Source organism: Streptomyces sp. SAI-127 (genome assembly GCF_029894425.1).
Lineage (GTDB): Bacteria > Actinomycetota > Actinomycetes > Streptomycetales > Streptomycetaceae > Streptomyces.
The window spans coordinates 8,674,600-8,691,175 of the sequence record NZ_JARXYJ010000001.1; the positions used below are offsets into that span (position 1 = coordinate 8,674,600).

At 70.9% G+C, this 16,576-nt stretch carries 20 protein-coding genes and 1 pseudogene; 14 read left to right on the top strand and 7 right to left on the bottom strand.

From position 1 onward, the window contains the following. The first annotated feature begins 116 nt into the window (after positions 1-116). Positions 117-917, top strand: a complete 801-nt coding sequence (locus tag M2157_RS39840) for a type II CAAX endopeptidase family protein (protein WP_057610517.1) — start codon at positions 117-119, stop codon at positions 915-917. On the opposite strand, the gene M2157_RS39845 is transcribed toward M2157_RS39840, so the two are convergent. Beyond that, positions 918-1,730, bottom strand: coding sequence for a PhzF family phenazine biosynthesis protein (locus M2157_RS39845; protein WP_280867578.1), 813 nt, complete (start codon positions 1,728-1,730; stop codon positions 918-920). Positions 1,731-1,945: 215 nt separating this feature from the next. Here M2157_RS39845 and M2157_RS39850 point away from each other — a divergent pair, with 215 nt between their 5' ends. Both M2157_RS39850 and M2157_RS39855 read left to right on the top strand, forming a co-directional pair. After that, positions 1,946-2,836, top strand: a complete 891-nt coding sequence (locus M2157_RS39850) for an alpha/beta hydrolase (protein WP_280856304.1) — start codon at positions 1,946-1,948, stop codon at positions 2,834-2,836. A gap of 181 nt (positions 2,837-3,017) precedes the next feature. Then, positions 3,018-3,641 (top strand): PadR family transcriptional regulator, encoded by a 624-nt coding sequence (locus M2157_RS39855; protein WP_280856303.1) that lies wholly within the window; start codon positions 3,018-3,020, stop codon positions 3,639-3,641. Positions 3,642-3,734: 93 nt separating this feature from the next. Here the strand turns inward: M2157_RS39855 and M2157_RS39860 are convergent, their stop codons facing one another. Next, a complete protein-coding gene (locus M2157_RS39860) occupies positions 3,735-4,163 on the bottom strand; it encodes an SRPBCC family protein (RefSeq protein WP_280856302.1) in 429 nt (142 codons plus the stop codon). Positions 4,164-4,445: 282 nt separating this feature from the next. On the opposite strand from M2157_RS39860, the gene M2157_RS39865 reads away from it, so the two are divergent. The 3 genes from M2157_RS39865 to M2157_RS39875 all read left to right on the top strand — a co-directional run bounded on the left by M2157_RS39865 (position 4,446) and on the right by M2157_RS39875 (position 7,164). After that, complete coding sequence (locus M2157_RS39865; RefSeq protein WP_280856301.1) at positions 4,446-5,012, top strand: Clp protease N-terminal domain-containing protein; 567 nt, start codon at positions 4,446-4,448, stop codon at positions 5,010-5,012. Positions 5,013-5,064: 52 nt separating this feature from the next. Next, on the top strand, positions 5,065-6,060 hold the full coding sequence (locus M2157_RS39870; protein ID WP_280867579.1) for a DMT family transporter: 996 nt from the start codon (positions 5,065-5,067) through the stop codon (positions 6,058-6,060). Positions 6,061-6,252: 192 nt separating this feature from the next. Further along, the gene (locus M2157_RS39875) at positions 6,253-7,164 is read left to right on the top strand and encodes a DMT family transporter (RefSeq protein ID WP_280856299.1); all 912 of its coding nucleotides are present in this window, start codon (positions 6,253-6,255) and stop codon (positions 7,162-7,164) included. Positions 7,165-7,203: 39 nt separating this feature from the next. On the opposite strand, the gene M2157_RS39880 is transcribed toward M2157_RS39875, so the two are convergent. Both M2157_RS39880 and M2157_RS39885 read right to left on the bottom strand, forming a co-directional pair. Next, positions 7,204-7,836 (bottom strand): FMN-binding negative transcriptional regulator, encoded by a 633-nt coding sequence (locus M2157_RS39880; RefSeq protein ID WP_280856298.1) that lies wholly within the window; start codon positions 7,834-7,836, stop codon positions 7,204-7,206. Next, positions 7,836-8,519, bottom strand: coding sequence for a pyridoxamine 5'-phosphate oxidase family protein (locus M2157_RS39885; RefSeq protein ID WP_280856297.1), 684 nt, complete (start codon positions 8,517-8,519; stop codon positions 7,836-7,838). The genes M2157_RS39880 and M2157_RS39885 overlap by 1 nt, the downstream gene beginning before the upstream one ends. A gap of 36 nt (positions 8,520-8,555) precedes the next feature. Between M2157_RS39885 and M2157_RS39890 the strand changes: the two genes are divergently transcribed. After that, positions 8,556-9,887 carry an aminotransferase class I/II-fold pyridoxal phosphate-dependent enzyme gene (locus M2157_RS39890; protein WP_280867581.1) on the top strand — a complete coding sequence of 444 codons (1,332 nt, stop codon included), beginning with the start codon at positions 8,556-8,558 and terminating at the stop codon, positions 9,885-9,887. Here the strand turns inward: M2157_RS39890 and M2157_RS39895 are convergent. Continuing rightward, positions 9,884-10,772, bottom strand: a pseudogene (locus M2157_RS39895) (DMT family transporter). The gene M2157_RS39890 and the pseudogene M2157_RS39895 sit on opposite strands and share 4 nt — an antisense overlap. Between M2157_RS39895 and M2157_RS39900 the strand changes: the two are divergent. Continuing rightward, positions 10,723-10,869, top strand: a complete 147-nt coding sequence (locus tag M2157_RS39900) for a hypothetical protein (RefSeq protein ID WP_280868383.1) — start codon at positions 10,723-10,725, stop codon at positions 10,867-10,869. The pseudogene M2157_RS39895 and the gene M2157_RS39900 sit on opposite strands and share 50 nt — an antisense overlap. A gap of 43 nt (positions 10,870-10,912) precedes the next feature. Further along, positions 10,913-11,815 (top strand): LysR family transcriptional regulator, encoded by a 903-nt coding sequence (locus M2157_RS39905; RefSeq protein ID WP_280856294.1) that lies wholly within the window; start codon positions 10,913-10,915, stop codon positions 11,813-11,815. A gap of 45 nt (positions 11,816-11,860) precedes the next feature. Here M2157_RS39905 and M2157_RS39910 read toward each other — a convergent pair whose 3' ends face one another. Then, positions 11,861-12,328, bottom strand: a complete 468-nt coding sequence (locus tag M2157_RS39910) for a pyridoxamine 5'-phosphate oxidase family protein (protein WP_057610529.1) — start codon at positions 12,326-12,328, stop codon at positions 11,861-11,863. Positions 12,329-12,467: 139 nt separating this feature from the next. Between M2157_RS39910 and M2157_RS39915 the strand changes: the two genes are divergently transcribed. Beyond that, positions 12,468-13,118 (top strand): cysteine hydrolase, encoded by a 651-nt coding sequence (locus M2157_RS39915; RefSeq protein WP_280856293.1) that lies wholly within the window; start codon positions 12,468-12,470, stop codon positions 13,116-13,118. A 4-nt stretch (positions 13,119-13,122) separates the two neighbouring features. Here M2157_RS39915 and M2157_RS39920 read toward each other — a convergent pair whose 3' ends face one another. After that, positions 13,123-13,572 carry a Rieske (2Fe-2S) protein gene (locus M2157_RS39920; protein WP_280856292.1) on the bottom strand — a complete coding sequence of 150 codons (450 nt, stop codon included), beginning with the start codon at positions 13,570-13,572 and terminating at the stop codon, positions 13,123-13,125. Positions 13,573-13,663: 91 nt separating this feature from the next. Between M2157_RS39920 and M2157_RS39925 the strand changes: the two genes are divergently transcribed. The 4 genes from M2157_RS39925 (at position 13,664) to M2157_RS39940 (ending at position 16,525) form a co-directional block, all read left to right on the top strand. After that, positions 13,664-14,419 carry a HipA family kinase gene (locus M2157_RS39925; RefSeq protein ID WP_280856291.1) on the top strand — a complete coding sequence of 252 codons (756 nt, stop codon included), beginning with the start codon at positions 13,664-13,666 and terminating at the stop codon, positions 14,417-14,419. Beyond that, a complete protein-coding gene (locus M2157_RS39930; RefSeq protein ID WP_280856290.1) occupies positions 14,416-14,832 on the top strand; it encodes a DUF3037 domain-containing protein in 417 nt (138 codons plus the stop codon). The genes M2157_RS39925 and M2157_RS39930 overlap by 4 nt, the downstream gene beginning before the upstream one ends. Positions 14,833-14,986: 154 nt before the next feature. Beyond that, entirely contained in the window at positions 14,987-15,748 is a 762-nt protein-coding gene (fabG, locus tag M2157_RS39935; protein WP_069766276.1) for a 3-oxoacyl-ACP reductase FabG, read from the top strand. A gap of 12 nt (positions 15,749-15,760) precedes the next feature. Next, positions 15,761-16,525, top strand: a complete 765-nt coding sequence (locus M2157_RS39940) for an SDR family oxidoreductase (RefSeq protein ID WP_280856288.1) — start codon at positions 15,761-15,763, stop codon at positions 16,523-16,525. The last annotated feature ends 51 nt before the right edge of the window (positions 16,526-16,576 follow it).

Consider the following 16,576-nt stretch of genomic DNA (forward strand, 5'->3'; position numbering starts at 1 on the left):
CCCCGTACGGCGTCCGTCCCCCCGACGGCCTTGCGCACGATCTTCGTAACTTCTTTCGAAGGACCCTAGCGGGGCGGGGATGGGGATGAGGCTGGATTACTCAACTGGAGGCAGGTGTGCAGGCGGAGGAAGGGGCAGTGGCCGATTCTTTTCCGCAGAGGGCGCTCTCACGGAGATTTTTCCGTGACGAGACGCTGCTCGTTCTGGGGCTTTCGCTCGGTGCGAGCGGTGTGTCCGCGCTGATCAGTTTTGTCGGGTCGGTCACCAAACCAGGGGGTCTCAAGGACCAGGCGGCGACCCTCAACGCCTCGGCCGCACCCGGCCGCCCCTGGCTGGATCTCGCCTGGCAGCTCTTCGGGATCGCGTCGGCCCTGGTGCCCGTGCTGCTCGTCGCGCACCTCCTGCTGCGCGAGGGGCAGAGCCTGAGAACCCTCGGCTTCGACCGCACCCGGCCCGGGCCCGACCTTGCCCGCGGGGCCGGGATAGCGGCCGTGATCGGCAGTACCGGTATCGCCTTCTACCTGGCCGCGCGTGGTCTGGGCTTCAACCTCACCGTGGTGCCCGAGGCGCTGCCCGACGTGTGGTGGAAGTACCCCGTGCTGATCCTCTCGGCGATGCAGAACGCGATCCTCGAAGAGGTGATCGTCGTCGGCTACCTGCTCCGCCGGCTCCACCAGCTGGGCTGGACCCCGGGCACCGCGCTGGTGGCCAGTTCCGTACTGCGCGGTAGCTACCACCTCTACCAGGGCATCGGCGGCTTCATCGGCAACATGGTGATGGGCGTGGTGTTCGTCTACCTGTACCGCAGGTGGGGGCGTGTGGGCCCCCTGGTGGTGGCGCATTCCCTGCTCGACATCGGGGCGTTCGTGGGCTACGCGCTCCTCGCGGGCAAGGTGGGCTGGCTGCCGACCGCGTGATCAGGCGAGCAGCTCGCCCTCGATGACCGTGACCGCACTGCCCGTCAGCAGGGTGCGCCCGCCGCGCAGCCCGGTGCGGACCCGGCCGGAGCGGGGCGAGGCCTGCAGCCCGGTGAGATCCTTACGGCCGAGACGCTCCGACCAGTAGGGGGCCAGAGCGGTGTGGGCGCTGCCGGTGACCGGGTCCTCGTCGATGCCGACGTTCGGGAAGAAGCAGCGGGAGACGAAGTCGTAGCCCAGGTCCGGGTTCTCGGCGCGGGCGGTGGCGATGATGCCGCGCTCCGAATAGGCGGCCAGGGCCTTGAGGTCGGGGCGCAGGGCGTGGACGGTCTTCTCGTCGGCCAGTTCGAGCAGCAGGTCGCCGATGTTCGGGCCGGTGTCGAAGGCGGTGAGCGGCTCGGCGCCCAGCGCCTCGTCGACCCCCTCGGGAAGTTCGACCGGCGTCAGCGGGGCGGTCGGGAAGTCCAGGGTGATCGAGCCGTCCTCGCCCGGTGTCGCGATGAGCACACCGCTGCGGGTGGCGAACCGCACGGGGCCCTCGTGGGCGCCCGTGCTGTACAGGACGTGGGCCGTGGCGAGCGTCGCGTGGCCGCACATGTTCACCTCGGTGGCGGGCGTGAACCAACGCAGCGCCCAGTCGGCCTCGTCGTCCCCGGGGAGCCGGTGGGCGAAGGCGGTCTCGGCGTGGTTGACCTCCAGGGCGATGTTCTGGAGCCGGTTGTCGTCCGGGAAGGCGTCGTCCAGGAGCAGGACCCCGGCCGGGTTTCCGGTGAAGGGGCGGGCGGTGAAGGCGTCGACGATTCGGATGCGCATGGCCCGACGGTACGAGGTGATCTTGAGGCCTGGACAAGGCCAATCCGGGGTCGCTGGACCGATTTCCGTGCCGATCCGGGTCACGTCCTGGCTTCGTCACGGGGTCCGCGGGCCGGGCGGCGGGGGAGTGGCCCTCCACCCATTGCGCTCTTGGTGGCGAGCATCCATTATCAGGAATCCTGTTAGTTTAACCTTGCAGCGATGGGTGTTCAGTCATGTCGTTCAGCCCCCGAATCCAGGCCAGAGGGATCCAGCTCCTGCTCGGTCGCGTGATGTCCCGCGTACACAAGGACCTGCGCTTCACCGACGTCCCGGCGCGCACCGAGAGCCTCCACGTGGAGACCGGTGCCGGACCGGTGACGTGCACCGTCTACCGTCCGCCGGCCACCACGGACACCCCCGCCCCCGTGTACGTCAACTTCCACGGCGGCGGGTTCGTGGTCGCCCGGCCCGAGCAGGACGACCACATCTGCCGCTACATAGCCGCAACGGCCGGTTGCGTCGTGATCAACGTCGACTACGCGGTCTCGCCGCAGCGGCCGTTCCCCACGCCCGTCACCCAGGCCTACGACGTCACCGCGTGGGTCGCCGAGAACGGCGCCACCGGTGGCTGGGACGGTTCGCGGCTCGCCGTGGGCGGACACAGTGCCGGGGCCAACCTGACCGCCGCGGTCTGCCGCCTGGCCAGGGAAAAAGGCACCTTCTCGCCCCGGCTCCAGATCCTCGACTCGGCACCGCTGGACCAGGTCGCCGATCCGGCCACCAAGCGGTCCCTCATCGACAAGCCGCTGCTCACTCCGCAGCTCATGCGGATCTTCACCGCCGCCTATGTCCCCGACCCCGCCGACCGCGCCCGCCCTCTCGCCTCGCCCGGCCTCGCCGACGACCTCGCGGGTCTTCCTCCCGCCCTGGTCATCACTGCGGAGAACGACCGCCTGCGCGACGAGGGGGACGCCTACGCCAAGGCGCTGGAGGCCGCCGGCGTCCCGGTCACCCACCGCGTCTTCGAGGGCGTCGACCACTACTTCACCCACACCGGCCCGGTGCCGGCCGGAAAGGAAGCCATCGACCTGATGGCCACCGCGTTGCGCGACGCCTTGAGGTGACCTTCCCGTCCGTCGAGGACGTGGAGCACTTCCGGATCGGCGGTCTTGTGGGCCGCGACCCTCCTGACCTCGTGTGCCTGGGGCGGGGGCCCCAGGCCGACCCGTGGGCCTTGCCATGCGATCGGTTCCGATATATCGTTGAGGCATCGCGACAGATCAACGATGGAATGGAGTGATTGCGATGCGTTCCCACGGATTCGAGCGTGGACATGGTGGAGCCGGTCGTGGGGGCCGTGGTGGCCCCGAGAGCCTGCGAGGTGCCTTCGGGCCCTTCGGTCCGGGCGGCCCCGGTGGCCCCGGCTTCGGAGGGCCGGGCTTCGGCCCCGGGCCCTGGGGGCCGAGGGGTCGGGGCGGACCCAGGGGGAGGGCGCGGCGCGGTGACGTGCGGGCCTCGATCCTGGCCCTGCTCAAGGACCGGCCCATGCACGGTTACGAGATGATCCAGGAGATCGCCGAGCGCAGCGGCGGGGCGTGGAAGCCCAGCCCCGGCTCGGTGTACCCCACCCTCCAGCTGCTGGAGGACGAGGGGCTGATCGCCAGTGAGACCGAGGGCGGCAAGAAGCTGTTCGCGCTCACCGAGGCCGGCCGTACCGCGGCCGACGAGGGCCCCGACGCGCCGTGGGAGGAAGCCTCCCGTGGCATCGACTTCGAGGCGCTCGGCGAGATCCGGCAGGCCGGCTTCGGTCTCATGGAGGCCTTCGGCCAGGTCTGGAAGACCGGCAGCAAGGAGCAGCGCGAGAAGGCGCTGGCCGTCATCAACGAGGCCCGCAAGAAGCTGTACCTCATCCTCGCCGACGAGGACTGAGGCGAGGCCGGGCCGTCGTAGGGCGATCAGAAGGCGCCCCGTGGAGCGATCCGCGGGGCGCCTTCCTGCGTCCGGCATTCATTTCTGCGGCACTCACTGCACCAGTCCGGCCAGCTTCCGCAGCGACTCGTTCAGTGCGGCCGTCCCCGAGTCCTTCAGTTTGCCCGCCATCAGCGAGACGGCGGCGCCCGTGAACTCGCCGTCGATGCGGACCGTGGTGGCGTCGCCGTCGGGGGTCAGGGTGTAGCGCGTGGCGACGCTCACCGCCATCGGGCCCTTGCCGCGGATGGCGAACAGCCGGGCCGGCTCCACCTGGTCGATGGTCCACTCGACCTCGGCGGGGAAGCCCATCAGCTTCATGTTCTCCTGGAAGGTTCCGCCCGGTTCGAGAACCGTCGGGCCGCCCTTGGGGAAGCTGGTGTGCGTCGCGTTCCACTCCCCGTACGCGGACCAGTCGGTGAGCTGGGCCCAGACCTTCTCCGCGGGTGCCGGGATGCGTGCCTCCGCGCTGATTTCCGCCATGCGGCCACCTCTTCGTGTCGGGCTGTGGTGTCGCGGAAAGTAGCCGCAGGGGGCGCAACATTCAATACTGATGAACCGTCAGAAAGCGTGGAGTGCGTTCGGCCCACCTGTCGACGAGAGCGCGCAGGGAGCGCACGACAACGGCGCACGCCCACCGGAGCGGAAACGCTTGATCTCATCCGTAAGGAGGAGATTCCGGCTCGGGGGTCCGCTCTCCGTGGGACGCAAAGATGCTTCCCCTCGGGGATGACCCGATGCGGTGGGGCTGATGAGGTGGGGGATGTGCACCCCCGTATCCCCCGGCAGTCGGCCCGCGAACAGAGCGGCCTGCCGCCGGTCAGTCCGGACGACGATGTCAGGCTCAGCGCGGAACTGACAGCGGTGGTGTCCGGTGCCCGCAGGCGCGCGCTGCGGGACGGGGATCGGCAGATCGACACGGCCCATCTGCTGCACTCACTGCTGGACGCCGACGCCGAGGCGTACGCCGTCTTCGACGCGGAACCCCAGTTGCCGAGGCTCCTCGGTTATCTCGTGCAGCGCAGCATCGGCTACGGACTGCGCTGGCAGGGCACCATCGAGGACTCCGGCGCCGTCCCCGTCGTGACGACGACCGAGGGCTACTCGCCGCTCGCCGCGGGCGCGATGGAATACGCCTGCGCCCGGGCCGCCCACCGCGCCGACGGACCCGCCCGCGGGATCGATCTGCTCGCGGCGATCCTGGTGGACCCCGAGTCCCGGGCCGTCGAGGTGCTGACCCGGGCGGGAATCGACGCCCGTGCGGTGTCCGCGCGGATCGACGACCGTCTGCCCGGAGATCTGTGGGGCGGTCCGCCGAGGTCCAGCCGCTGAGACAGGAGTCATCGGGGGTGACGCTCATGTCGTCCCCTGTCATCATGGGGCGGTGCATACGTCTGAGAGCAGCAGGGCCAGTGAGGGCAAGGGCGTCGGACTCGGTCTCGCGCTGGTGTCCGCTCTCGCCTTCGGCGGATCCGGGGTGGCGGCCAAGCCGTTGATCGAGGCGGGCCTCGATCCGCTGCACGTGGTGTGGCTGAGGGTGGCGGGCGCCGCCCTGGTGATGCTGCCGCTCGCCGTCCGCCACCGCGCGCTGCTGCGCAGCCGTCCCGCTCTGCTCGCCGGCTTCGGGCTGCTCGGCGTGGCCGGTGTGCAGGCCTTCTACTTCGCTTCGATCTCCCGCATCCCCGTCGGTGTCGCCCTGCTCGTCGAGTACCTCGCCCCCGCCCTGGTGCTCGGCTGGGTGCGGTTCGTGCAGCGGCGGCCCGTCACCCGCGCCGCCGCGCTCGGCGTGGTCCTCGCGGTCGGCGGGCTGGCGTGTGTCGTCGAGGTCTGGTCGGGTCTGAGCTTCGACGCCCTCGGACTGCTCCTCGCGCTCGGCGCCGCCTGCTGCCAGGTCGGCTACTTCGTCCTGTCCGACCAGGGCAGCGACTCCGGCGAGGCCCCCGACCCGCTCGGCGTGATCGCGTACGGCCTTCTCGTCGGGACCGCCGTCCTGACCGTCGTGGCCCGCCCCTGGACCATGGACTTCTCCGTCCTCGCGCACCGCGCCGACATGAACGGCACCCCGGTCGCGGCCGGCCTGCTGCTCGGCTGGATCGTGCTGATCGCCACCGTCCTCGCCTACGTCACCGGCGTGGTCTCGGTGCGCAGGCTCTCACCGGCGACAGCCGGGGTCGTGGCCTGTCTCGAAGCGGTCGTCGCGACCGTCCTCGCCTGGGTGCTGCTCGGCGAACACCTCTCGGCACCGCAGATCGTGGGCGGCGCCGTCGTCCTGCTCGGCGCCTTCATCGCGCAGTCCTCGACCCCGGCCAAGGGCTCCGTGGAACCGGTAGCGGCCGGCGGCGCCGAAAGTCGGTTGTCCACCCGGGAGAACGCCGCCTAGGCTCCCGGCTCATGCACACGCAGACGTTCATCGTTTCTCCGCCGGCCGCCTGAGGCGGGCCCTCCGGACACCACGCCCGGCCGTGCCGCCGGGCTGAACGGTGCTGCCCGCAGACGAAGTCCGCGGACCCCGTCACCGAGCGGGCGTCCTCTTCCGAACTTCCGCGCCTCGGCGCATCTGCGGAGAGAACACGTGTCGCATGCTTCTTCAGGCCTGCCCGTCGGGCGAGGCCTCATCTATCTGATCGTCGCCGGTACCACCTGGGGCACCGCGGGAGCGGTCGCCTCGGTGGCCTATCGGACCAGTGACCTGGGCCCCGTGTCCCTGTCCTTCTGGCGCTGCACGGCCGGACTGGCGGTACTGCTCGCCGTCCGTCTCCTACGGCCACGCGCGCGTACGGCCGTCTCGGAACCGTTCGGCCGCACAGCGCTGCGAGTCGGTGCGTCGGGCGTCGGTCTCGCGGTGTTCCAGACCGCCTACTTCGCCGCCGTACGGTCCACCGGGCTCGCCGTGGCCACCGTCGTCACCCTCGGCGCCGGCCCCGTGATCATCGCGCTCGGGGCACGTCTCGCCCTGGGGGAGCGGCTCGGGCGCAGCGGAGTCGTCGCCGTCACCGGAGCCCTCGCCGGACTCGTGGTGCTGATGCTGGGCGGCGCGGAGGCTTCCGTGCGTCCCCTGGGCGTGCTGCTCGGACTGCTCTCGGCGGCCGGCTGCTGTGCGATGACCCTGATCACGCGCGCGGCCCGGGCGGAGTCCTCCGGAACGTCCGTGGGGGTGTTCGCGGTGGCCGGCCTCTGCCTGCTGCCCCTCGCGTCGGCCGAGGGCCTGGTCCCGCACACGTCCCGACCGGCCCTGCTCCTGGTCCTGCTGGTCTACTTGGCGACCGTCCCCACGGCTCTCGCCTACGCCCTCTACTTCGCGGCCGCGGCGGTCGTCCGCTCCACCACCGTCTCCGTGATCATGCTGCTGGAACCGGTGAGCGCGGCGGTGCTGGCCGTCGTGCTGTTCGGTGAGCGCCTCACTGCGACCACCGTCGTCGGCACCTTGCTGATGCTGGGCGCGGTCGCGGGGCTCGCGGTGACGGAGGCGCGTGTGCCCGCATGACGAACCGAGGGGGCCCTTCCGTCCGAAGGGCCCCCTCGCTCAGGCCCGCTGCCGCCGCAGCAGGTGATCGCGCGCCGCCACGTCCCCGGGGCCGCCCCGGTCCGCCAGCCCCTGCGCGATCCGGTCCTGCACCTGAGCCGTCCGCTTGCCTGCGTACTTGAACTTCGCCCGCACACCGGTCACTTCGAGCCGCAGCCCGCGAATCCCCGGCAGCTGCCTCCCGAACGGCACCTCGTCCGCCGCCACCCGCGCGGTGCCGCCCTCCGGCTGGAAGTGACCGACCTGCTGGTTCAGGAGTACGGCCTTCTCGGCCGGGTCGTCCACCACGTGGGCCCGGCAACGCAGTTGGACCGCCGCGTAGAGGCTCGTGGGCGTGCCGTGTTCGGACGGCACGTCCGGATCGGCCTGCCAGGGGCCCGGGATGTACGCGTAGTCGTCGACCACGCTCAGTACGACGTCCGGGCTCGCCTCCAGTGCGCCCCACATCGGGTTGGGCCGCGCGAGGTGCGTCAGGGCCTCGCCCCGCGAGGGGTCGTAGGCGAAATGCAGCGGCTGGACGAACGGGGGCTCGCCCGCAGGGCCGTTGACGGCGAGCTGCCCGAAGTCGTGGACGGACAGCCACTGCTGCCACTCGGCGTCGTCGCGGACCGCGTCCCAGGGATGGATCAGCATCACAGCACCGCCAGGTAGTCCGGGACCTCGGTGCCGGGGGCCAGGCCGCCGTCGGCGACCGGGGTGCCGTAGCCCTTGCGCAGCGGGACCACACCGGCCCAGTGGGGGAGGGCGAGGTCCTCGGGCTCGTCGTTGACCCCGCCGGTGCGGAGCTTGGCGGAGACCTCGTCCAGGTCGAGGCGGATGACGGCGGTGGCGGCCAGTTCCTTCTTGTTGGCGGGGCGGGAGTCGAGTGCGCGTCCCGGCACCACGTGGTCGACCAGCGCGTCGAGGGCGAGGCGCTTCTCCTCGGGGTCCGTGACGTCGTACGCGAGTCCGTGCACCACCACGGACCGGTAGTTGATCGAGTGGTGGAAGGCCGAGCGGGCCAGGATCAGCGCGTCGACGTGCGTGACCGTCAGGCAGACCGGCAACCCCGGGTCGGCCTGGCCGGTCATCCGCAGCGGTCGCGAACCCGTCGAGCCGTGGACGTAGAGCCGCTCGCCCACCCGGCCGTACAGCGTGGGCAGGACCACGGGGGCGCCGTCCCGGACGAAGCCGAGGTGGCAGACGTAGCCCTCGTCGAGTATCGAGTGCACCAGTTCCCTGTCGTACGAGGCCCGGTTGGGGGAGCGTGTCGGGACGGTGCGGTCGGTCGGCGCGTAGGCGGTCGGCTCCGGCGTGGTCGCGGTGGTCCCCTGCATTTGCGGTCTCCATTGCACTAGTGCATAATCTGCTTTGTGCTAGGAGAATATCGGATCGAAGGCCGACGTGCATCCGAGATTGCGGCGAGCGTCGAGAGCGCGGTGGGTGCCGGAGAGCTGGCCCCCGGGCAACTGCTGCCTCCCATGCGGGAGTTGGCTGTGGAGCTCGGAGTGAATCCCAATACGGTCGCGGCCGCCTACCGCACCCTGCGTGAGCGCGGGGTCATCGAGACCGCCGGGAGAAGGGGCAGCCGGGTGCGGTCGAAGCCGGCCACCACGGGACGCGAGTACATCCGGGTGGAGGTCCCGGAGGGCGTGCGGAACGTGGCGAACGGCAACCCGGACCCGGCGCTGCTGCCCCCGCTGGCGCCGGCCTTCGCCGCCGCCGCCGAACAGGGCGACCGGGAGCCGGTGCTGTACGGAGAGGCGACCGTCGACCCGGAGCTGTCGCGGCTGACGCGAGAGGCGCTGGACGCGGACGGCGTTCCGGTGGGCCCTCTCGCCGTCGCCTCCGGCTCCCTGGACGTGATCGAGCGCGTCCTGGCCGCCCACCTCAAGCCGGGCGACACGGTCGCCGTGGAGGACCCCGGCTGGGGCAGCCTCCTCGACCTGGTCCCGGCACTCGGCCTGCGCGTCGCCCCGATGGGTGTGGACGACGAGGGGCCCCGCGCCGACGACGTACGCAGGGCCCTGGAGTCGGGCGCCCGAGCCCTGATCATCACCGACCGGGCCCAGAACCCGACCGGCGCCTCGGTGACCGCCACGCGTGCGCGTGCCCTGCGCGCCGTCCTGGAGGATCACCGGGACATCCTCCTCATCGAGGACGACCACGGCCACGGCATCGTCGACCTGCCCCTGTACCCCCTGGCCGGAGTCACCCGCCACTGGGCCTTCGTCCGCTCGGTGGCCAAGGCCTACGGCCCCGATCTGCGCCTGGCCGTCCTCACCGGCGACGAGGTCACCGTCGACCGCGTCCACGGCCGCCACCGCCTGGGTCCCGGCTGGGTCAGTCGCATCACCCAGCGGGCGGTGGTGCACCTGTGGTCCGAGGGCGTACTGGACACGGCGGAGGTGGCGGCGGCGTACCGCGAGCGCCGCGACCGGCTGATCGGCGCACTCGCGGAACGCGGAGTCGAGGCCCACGGCCGCAGCGGCCTCAACGTATGGATCCCGGTCCCGGACGAGACGGGTGCGGTGTCCCGCCTCCTGCACGCGGGATGGGCCGTGGCCCCGGGCGCCCGCTTCAGAATGAGCGCACCGCAGGGGATCCGCGTGACCGTATCGACGTTGACGACCGCGGAGGTGCCCCACCTGGCGGACGCCATCGCGAGGGCCTTGGGTCCGTCGTTGACCCGGAGCCATGTCTAAGGGGAAGGTGAGCTGCCTTCAGGGGCGTGCGCGGGGAACCGCATCTGAGTGAGCGCCGCCCCCGCGAGCACGATCACCGCACCCACGGGCGTCGACCAGCTCAACGACTCGCCGAGCACCGCGACCCCTGCTCCCGTGGCGATGACCGGAATGAAGTACGTGACCATCTGCGCGGTGGTCGGCCCCACTTCGGCGACCAGCCCGTACTGGACCAGCAGGGCCAGCCCCGTCCCCAGCGCGCCCAGCGCCGCGATCGCAAGCAGCGGCAGGACATCGACATGGGTGGGAATCCCGGAGAACAGCGAAGTGGCAACCGCCAGTTGAACCGTGGCCAACAGCAACTGCGCCCCCATCAGGGATATATGGGAGTACCCCACACCGGCCAGCGTCCGACGCACGTAGATCCATCCGATCGGATAGCTGAGCGAGGCCAGCAGGGCCATCGCCGTCCCCCTGCCGTCCAGCCCGCTGAACCCCTGCCAGGCCCCGAGAACCGTCAGCCACCCCCAGAAATCCGAGCCCGAGCCCGGCGACCCGCACGCGCGTGGGCCGGTCCTCGGACAGTGCGACGACGGACAGGACCATCCCCCACAGCGGCGAGGTCGCGTTGCAGATCCCCGCCAGCGTGGACGGGATCGTCAGCTCCGCGTAGGCGAAGAGCGAGAACGGCAGTGCGTTGAGCAGGAAACCCGCGACCGCCAGGTGAGCCCACGTCCGTACCCCGCGAGGGAGCCGCTCCCGCCGCACCGCCATCGCCGCCGCGAGCACCAGCGTCCCGAACACCAGCCGCCCGAGCGTGACCTGGAAGGGTGCGTACCCCTCGGTGCCCACCTTGATGAGCAGGAAGCTGAATCCCCAGATCAGCGAGAGCCCGCCGAAGCGCAGGCGCCAGTCGAGGGCGGGGCGGCGGGTGGTCCGCGGCGGGGCTTCGGTGACGGTCGCGGTGGTCATGCCGACCACGATCCGGTACATGATCTCGTAGCACAAGCGAGTTTTCGAGCGAGATATCTCGTAGTATTGCTTACATGTTGAACCTGGAGCGCCTGCGCACCCTCGACGCCCTCGCCCGGCACGGCTCGGTCAGCGGCGCCGCCGAGGGCCTGCACATCACGACCTCGGCCGTCTCGCAGCAGATGTCCAAGCTGGAGCGCGAGGTCGGGCAGCAGCTCCTCGCCAAGAACGGCCGGGGGGTGCGGCTCACCGACGCCGGCCGGCTCCTCGCCGACCACGCGGCACGCATCCTGTCCCAGGTGGAACTCGCCCAGTCCGACCTGGAGGCCCAACGCGGCCAGGTGGTGGGGGAGTTGAGACTCGCCGCGTTCCCGACCGCCGCACGCGGACTGTTCCCGGCCGCGATCGCGGGCCTGCGCTCCGCACATCCGGGCCTGCGGCTCAGCTCGAGCGAGATGGAGCCGGAATCAGCGGTCCTCGCAGTGATCCGCGGTGACTACGACCTCGCGGTCGTCCTGGACTGGTACAACAAGCCGCTGCCCATGCCCGACGGGCTGGTGAAGGCCTCGATCGTCGACGACACGGCCGACGTGGCGATGCCCGCGACCCACCGCCACGCGCACCGGAACGAGGTCGACCTGGAGGACTTCGCCGACGACGACTGGGTCACCTGGGGCGAGAGCGAGTTCTGCCACGAGTGGCTGATGCACACCCTCCGCTCCAAGGGCATCGAACCCCGCGTCGCGCACCGCGCGGAGGAGCATCCGACCCAACTCGCGCTGGTCGACGCCGGTCTGGGCGTGTGCGTGGCGCCCCGGCTCGGGCGCGGGCCGATCCCGGCGGGCGTGCGGACCGTGCCCGTACGGCAGTCGGTCAGCCGGCACATCTACGCCGTGTGGCGCGCGGACGCCGACCGCCGCCCGTCGATCCGGGCGGCGGTCGAGGCGCTGAAGTCGGCGGCGGGGGAGGCCGTTTGAGCACGTTTTTCTCCCCCCGTATTCGGTCTCGTCCGCCGGACAGCCCTACGCCGGGCCCAGCTTGCGGAAGTCCCAGGAGACGATCTTCTCGGGGGTCAGCCGTATCCAGGCGTGCCGGCCGTCGTGCGGCATCTCCTCCAGGCGGAAGTTCTTGCGGGCGAACAGCGTCTCCGGGACGTCTAGTTCCGCGCGCAGCTCTCCGGTGCGCGGAGCCTCGCCCACGAAGTCCACGGTCCCGGACAACTCCACGCCCTGCAGCTCGTCGTACTCCTCACCCGTGTCGACCACGATCGCGACCCGTGGATCGCGGCGCAGATCGGTCCAGCGCTTGCTGCGCACGACGGAGTACAGCCACAACGAGGTGCCGTCCCAGGCGAACCAGAGCGTGCTCACATGCGGAGCGCCATCGGCGGAGACCGTGGCGACCCGGCAGGTGCGCTGGCTGGTCAGGAACTCGTCCAGCTCGCCCGGCGTCATCATGATCTTCCGGCCACGGCGCTGAGTGACGGTCATGCGTCCCCCCTCTTTCTCTCACGTCGTGTCAGAGGAGAGATCCTCTGACATCACGTCAGAAAAGGATGGGTCGTCTTCCGTCCCGACGCAATGGTGGCTACTGTCACCGGCTCCGGGCCGTCGGCGACCAGGGGGAACCGTGCCGTCGTACGAACAACTCAGCGAACTCCTCGCTCCCGAGAGCACTGTCCTGCTCACCGTCGAATGCCAGCAGGGCGTCGTCGGACCGGAGAGCGCGCTGCCCGAACTCGCCCGTGAGGCACGGACCTCGGGTGCCCTCGCCAACGTAGCCCGACTGGTCGCCGCCGCGCACGGGAACGGGGTCCAGGTGATCCACGCGATCGCCGAACGCCGTCCGGACGGACGCGGCACCAACCGCAACGCCCGGCTCTTCCGTGCCGCCGAACGCCTGCCCGTCCAGCAGCTGTCCGGGACCACCGCGGTGCGGGTGGCGGCCCCGATCGAGGTGAGCGAGGAGGACTTCGTCGTACGACGGCTGCACGGCCTGTCGCCGATCCAGGGCACCGAGGTCGACGCGCTCCTGCGCAACCTCGGCTGCCGCACACTGGTGGTGACCGGTGTCTCCGCCAACGTGGCCGTCCCGAGCGCCGTGTTCGACGCCGTGAACCGCGGCTACACCGTCGTGGTGGTGACGGACGCCATCGCCGGGGTGCCCTCCGACTACACCCCGGCGATGATCCGTCACACGCTCGCCCTCGTGGCCACCCTCGCCACCACGGACGAGATGCTGACCTGTCTGGGACGACCCCGCCGCCCCGGGCGCGTCTGACCTCTCATGCGAGCGAGATCGAGTCGCCGCTGACGGTGATCTTCTCCTCGGGCAGCGGCTGGGTCGCCGGACCCTTCTTCACGCTGCCGTCGGTCACCGAGAACTCGCTCTTGTGGCACGGACAGGTGATGACCCCGTTGGTGATGCCCGTCACCGCACACCCCTGGTGGGTGCACTTCGACGAGAACGCCTTGAACTCGCCCGCCGTGGGCTGGGTGACCACCACACCCGAGTCCTTGAAGATCTTGCCGCCACCCTCGGGGATGTCCGAGGTCTTCGCGAGGACACTGCCGCCGGCGGCAGTGTCCGACGACGACGAGGAGGACGACGACGAGGAAGAGTCGTCCTCCGACCCGCACGCGTTCAGGGTGAGGGCGAGTCCTGCCGCGCCGACCGCCGCCACGACGACCCGGCGACTGGGGGCCGATGCGGGATGAATCGATTCGCTGGCCATGCTGACGTCCCCTTCCACGGAATCCTTGAACTGCCCTGAGGTACGGCCCCGGAGTGCCCGTTGTTCAGACACCCCCCAGTAACCTGGGGCGATGCTCAAGGAAGCCATCGCGACCCGCTACATCACGCCCCTGCGTGAGGGCGGCTCGCTGCCGGGGCTCGTCGAGGCCGACGACCGCGGGACGTACGTCATCAAGTTCACCGGCGCAGGTCAGGGCCGTAAGACGCTGGTCGCCGAGGTGGTGGCAGGGGAGCTCGCCCGCAGGCTCGGCTTCCGGGTCCCGCGGCTCGTGACGCTCGACCTCGACCCGGACCTGGGGCTCGGCGAGCCCGACGAGCGGGTGCAGGAGCTGCTGAAGTCCAGCGGCGGCACCAACCTCGGCATGGACTTCCTCTCCGGAGCGCTCGGCTTCGACCCGCTGGCCTTCCCGGTCGGCCCGGAGGAGGCCGGCCGGATCGTCTGGTTCGACGCGCTGGTCAACAACGTCGACCGCTCCTGGCGCAACCCCAACCTGCTGTGGTGGCGGGGCGAGGTGTGGCTCATCGACCACGGCGCGACCATGATCTGGCAGCACAACTGGCCCGGCGCCGAGAAGTCCGCCGCCCGCCCCTACGACGCCTCGGACCACGTCCTGAAGTCCTTCGCACCGGATGTCGCCGCGGCCGCCGCCGAACTGGCCCCCCGGGTCACCGAGGACCTCCTCGCCGAGGTCACCGCCGAGATCCCGGACGCCTGGCTGGCCGGCGAACCCGGCTTCGAGTCGCCGGACGAACTCCGGCGGACCTACGCACGGCCGCTGCTCGCGCGCGCGGCCGTCGTCCACGAGCGGATCGAGGGGATCCAGTGACCGAGCGCCACATCATCAGGGGCGGCCGCACCGACGACCGCGAGGTCTTCGAGTACGCCCTGCTGCGGGTCGTGCCGCGCGTCGAGCGCGGCGAGTGCATCAACGCGGGCGTGCTCGTGTACTGCCGCGCCAAGGCCTACGTCGGCGTGCGCACCCACCTCGACGAGGCCCGGCTGCGGGCGCTCGACCCGGACGCGGACGTGGCCGGTGTCCGGGCCGCGCTCCACGCCGTCGAGGGGGTCTGCGGCGGCGGCGAGGGGGCCGGGCAGGCCGCTCGCGACGACGCCGGACGGCGCTTCCGCTGGCTGATCGCGCCCCGCTCCACCGTCGTCCAGCCGGGCCCCGTGCACACCGGGCTCACCACCGATCCGGCCGCCGAACCGGAGCGTCTGCTCGACCTGCTGGTCAGGTAATGGATCACACCCGGCACGTGGGACGTTGACACCGCGTGCCATGGCTTCTAGCGTCACGTCTGCTGAAGGTACTAAGCGGTCGCTCACCGAATGGGCCGTACATTCTCAGGTCGATTTCCCCAGGTCGATTTCTCAAGGGCGAGGAGAACCAGCAATGTCCACCACAGAGCAGCGGGTAGCCGTGGTCACGGGTGCCGCGCGCGGCATCGGCGCCGCCACCGCCGTACGACTGGCGGCCGAGGGTCGCGCGGTCGCCGTGATCGATCTCGACGAGGCCGCCTGCAAGGACACCGTGGAGAAGATCACCGCGGCCGGCGGCCGGGCGATCGCGGTCGGCGCGGACGTCTCCGACGAGGCCCAGGTGCAGGCCGCCATCGCGCGCGTGGCCGAGGAGCTCGGCGCGCCGACGATCCTCGTCAACAACGCGGGCGTGCTGCGCGACAACCTGCTGTTCAAGATGAGCGTCTCCGACTGGGACACCGTTCTGAACGTGCACCTCAGGGGCTCGTTCCTGGTCACCAAGGCCATTCAGAAGCACATGGTGGACGCGGGCTTCGGCCGGATCGTCAACCTGTCCTCGTCCTCCGCCCTCGGCAACCGCGGTCAGGCCAACTACTCCGCCGCCAAGGCCGGTCTCCAGGGCTTCACCAAGACCCTCGCCATCGAGCTCGGCAAGTTCGGCATCACCGCCAACGCCGTCGCCCCCGGCTTCATCGCCACCGACATGACCGCCGCCACCGCCGAGCGGGTCGGCATGGGCTTCGACGAGTTCAAGGCCGCGGCCGCCACCCAGATCCCGGTCGCGCGCGTGGGCGAGCCCGACGACATCGCCAACGCCATCGCCTTCTTCACGGGCGAGGCGGCCGGATTCGTCTCCGGCCAGGTGCTGTACGTCGCCGGCGGACCGCTCGACTAGGGAAACGGGACCATGACTTCGCAACTCCCCGAGCTTTCGGGCAAGGTCGCGCTCATCACGGGCGCCAGCCGCGGCATCGGCTACGGCATCGCCGAGGCGCTCGTCGCACGCGGTGACCGGGTGGTCATCACCGGCCGCACCGAGGACTCCCTCAAGGAGGCCGTCGAGCAGCTCGGCGCCGAGCGTGCCGTCCACGTGGCGGGCAAGGCGCACGACGAGGCGCACCAGGCCGCCGCCGTCGAGCGCGCCATGGAGGCCTTCGGGCGCGTCGACTATCTGATCAACAACGCCGGTACCAACCCGGTGTTCGGGCCCATCGCCGACCTCGACCTGGGTGTGGCGCGCAAGGTCTTCGAGACCAACGTGATCTCCGCGCTCGGCTTCGCCCAGAAGACCTGGCACGCCTGGCAGAAGGACAACGGCGGCGCGATCGTCAACATCGCCTCCGTCGCGGGCATCGCGCCCTCGCCCTTCATCGCCGCGTACGGCGTCAGCAAGGCCGCGCTGATCAACCTCACCCAGCAGCTCGCGCACGAGTTCGCGCCGGGGGTGCGGGTCAACGCGATCGCCCCCGCCGTCGTGAAGACCAAGTTCGCGTCGGCCCTGTACGAGGGCCGGGAGGCGGAGGCCGCCGCGTCCTACCCGCTGGCCCGGCTCGGCGTGCCCTCCGACATCGGCGGCGCCGCGGCCTTCCTCACCTCGGCGCAGTCCGACTGGGTCACCGGCCAGACGCTCGTCGTCGACGGCGGCATCTTCCTCAACGCCGGAGTGAGCTGACCCCGTCGTCTCGGCACGGGCGCCCGTTGACACCGAGGGCGCCCGTGTCGA